The organism is Ramlibacter sp., from assembly GCF_035627355.1.
Taxonomy (GTDB): domain Bacteria; phylum Pseudomonadota; class Gammaproteobacteria; order Burkholderiales; family Burkholderiaceae_C; genus Ramlibacter.
Window position 1 is genome coordinate 1 of record NZ_DASPLW010000056.1, and the last position, 2,512, is coordinate 2,512.

The 2,512-nt window shown below is 65.6% G+C and carries 2 protein-coding genes and 1 pseudogene; all 3 read right to left on the reverse strand.

What is annotated here, in order from left to right; translation table 11 throughout:
• Window positions 1-600, reverse strand: a pseudogene (locus VEC03_RS14075) (NADH-quinone oxidoreductase subunit F); the annotation flags it as partial.
• Complete coding sequence (gene nuoE / locus VEC03_RS14080; protein WP_324916184.1) at window positions 597-1,088, reverse strand: NADH-quinone oxidoreductase subunit NuoE; 492 nt, start codon at window positions 1,086-1,088, stop codon at window positions 597-599. The gene nuoE and the pseudogene VEC03_RS14075, both read right to left, overlap by 4 nt.
• Complete coding sequence (locus tag VEC03_RS14085) at window positions 1,085-2,338, reverse strand: NADH-quinone oxidoreductase subunit D (protein WP_324916187.1); 1,254 nt, start codon at window positions 2,336-2,338, stop codon at window positions 1,085-1,087. The genes nuoE and VEC03_RS14085 overlap by 4 nt, the downstream gene beginning before the upstream one ends.
• Window positions 2,339-2,512: the final 174 nt, after the last annotated feature.

Sequence of the window (2,512 nt, forward strand, 5' to 3'; positions counted from 1 at the left end):
GAGCAGCGCGGTCTCCTCGCCGCAGATGTAGGCGCCGAAGCCGTGGTGCGCGTGCAGCTGGAAGCTGAAGCCGCTGCCCAGGATGTTGTCGCCCAGGTAGCCGGCGGCCCTCGCCTCCTCCAGCGCCTCCTCGAAGCGCTCGTAGACCTGGAAGATCTCGCCGTGGATGTAGTTGTAGCCGACGGAGATGCCCATCGCGTAGGCCGCGATGATCATCCCCTCGATCACGATGTGCGGGTTGTAGGCCAGGATGTCCCGGTCCTTGCAGGTGCCCGGCTCGCCCTCGTCGGAGTTGCACACCAGGTACTTCTGGCCGGGGAACTGGCGCGGCATGAAGCTCCACTTCAGGCCGGTCGGGAAGCCCGCGCCGCCGCGGCCGCGCAGGGCCGATTCCTTCACGGTGGCGATCACCTGGTCGGGCGTCAGGCCTTCCTTGAGGATCTTGCGCAGCGCCTGGTAGCCCTCGCGCGCCTCGTAGTCCTTCAGGCGCCAGTTGGTGCCGTCCAGGCCGGCGTAGATCTGGGGCGTGATGTGGCGGCCATGGAAGCAGGTCTGCACGCCGGTGGCCTGGAACTGGGCCAGCACTTGCTCGGGGGTCATGCCACGCCCTCCGCCTTGCGCAGGCCGTCGACCAGCTCGTCGAGCTTGTCGGCGCTCATGAAGCTGCACATGGTGCGGTCGTTCACCAGCATCACCGGCGAGTCGGCGCAGGCGCCGAGGCACTCGCTCTGCTGCAGCGTGAACAGGCCGTCGGGCGTGGTCTCGCCCATCTTGATGCCCAGTCGCTGCTCCAGGTGGTGCAGCGCGTTGGTGCCGTCGCGCAGCTGGCACGGCAGGTTGGTGCAGACGTTCAGCTTGTACTTGCCGACCGGCCGCTGGTTGTACATGTTGTAGAAGGTCGTGACCTCGCGCACCGCGATCGGGGGCATGCCCAGGTAGGCCGCGACTTCGTTCTCGGCTTCCTGGGTGATGTGCCCCTGCTCCTGCTGCACGATGGCCAGGCAGGCCATCACGGCGGATTGCCGCTGGTCGGCCGGGTACTTGGCCACTTCGCGCTCGAAGCGGCCCTTCATGCTGTCCGTGATCATCTGTCGATTTCTCCGAACACGATGTCCATGGTGCCGATGATCGCGACGGCGTCGGCGATCATGTGGCCCTTGCTCATCTCGTCCATCGCGGCCAGGTGCGGGAAGCCGGGGGGACGGATCTTCAGGCGATACGGCTTGTTGGCACCGTCGCTGACGATGTAGATGCCGAACTCGCCCTTGGGGTGCTCCACCGCGGCATAGGACTCGCCCTCGGGCACGCGCATGCCCTCGGAGAAGAGCTTGAAGTGGTGGATCAGCTCCTCCATGTTGGTCTTCATGCTCTCGCGGTCCGGCGGCGCCACCTTGTGGTTGTCGGTGATCACCGGCCCCGGGTTGGCGCGCAGCCAGTCCACGCACTGCTTGATGATGCGGTTGGACTCGCGCATCTCCTGCACCCGCACCAGGTAGCGGTCGTAGCAGTCGCCGGTCTTGCCGACCGGGATGTCGAAGTCCATCTTCTCGTAGACCTCGTAGGGCTGGGTCTTGCGCAGGTCCCAGGCGATGCCCGAGCCGCGCAGCATCGGGCCGGTGAAGCCGAGGTTCAAGGCGCGCTCGGGCGTGACGACGCCGATGCCCACGGTGCGCTGCTTCCAGATCCGGTTTTCCGTGAGCAGCGTCTCGTACTCATCGACGTAGCCGGGGAAACGCTGGGTGAACGAGTCGATGAAGTCCAGCAGCGTACCGGAGCGGTCCTCGTTCATGCGCTTGATCTCGCGCTCGTTGCGGACCTTGCTCGCCTTGTACTGCGGCATGCTGTCCGGCAGGTCGCGGTACACGCCGCCGGGGCGGAAGTAGGCCGCGTGCATGCGTGCGCCGGACACCGCTTCGTACATGTCGAACAGGTCTTCCCGCTCGCGGAAGCAGTAGATCAGCATGTTCATCGCGCCGCAGTCCAGCCCGTGCGCGCCGAGCCACAGCAGGTGGTTCAGCAGCCGGGTGAGCTCGGCGAACATGACGCGGATGTACTTCGCGCGCTCGGGCACCTCGATGCCCATCAGCTTCTCGATGGCCAGGCAGTAGGCGTGCTCGTTGCACATCATCGACACGTAGTCCAGCCGGTCCATGTAGGGCAGCGACTGGATGTAGGTGCGCGTCTCGGCGAGCTTCTCGGTGGCGCGGTGCAGCAGGCCGATGTGCGGGTCGGCGCGCTGGATCACCTCGCCGTCCAGCTCCAGCACCAGCCGCAGCACGCCGTGCGCGGCCGGGTGCTGCGGCCCGAAGTTGAGGGTGTAGTTCTTGATTTCAGCCATGTCAGGTGGATTCCGGGCGCGCCGAGAAGAAGAACGCAGAGGACGCGGAGGTGACGCAGAGAACGCGGAGAAGACATTTCAAGGTTTTCACCTCTGCGTTCTCTGCGTGACCTCTGCGTCCTCTGCGTTCAATCTCTTCCGACTGGCTCACTGCAGCCCCTCCCCATACTTCTC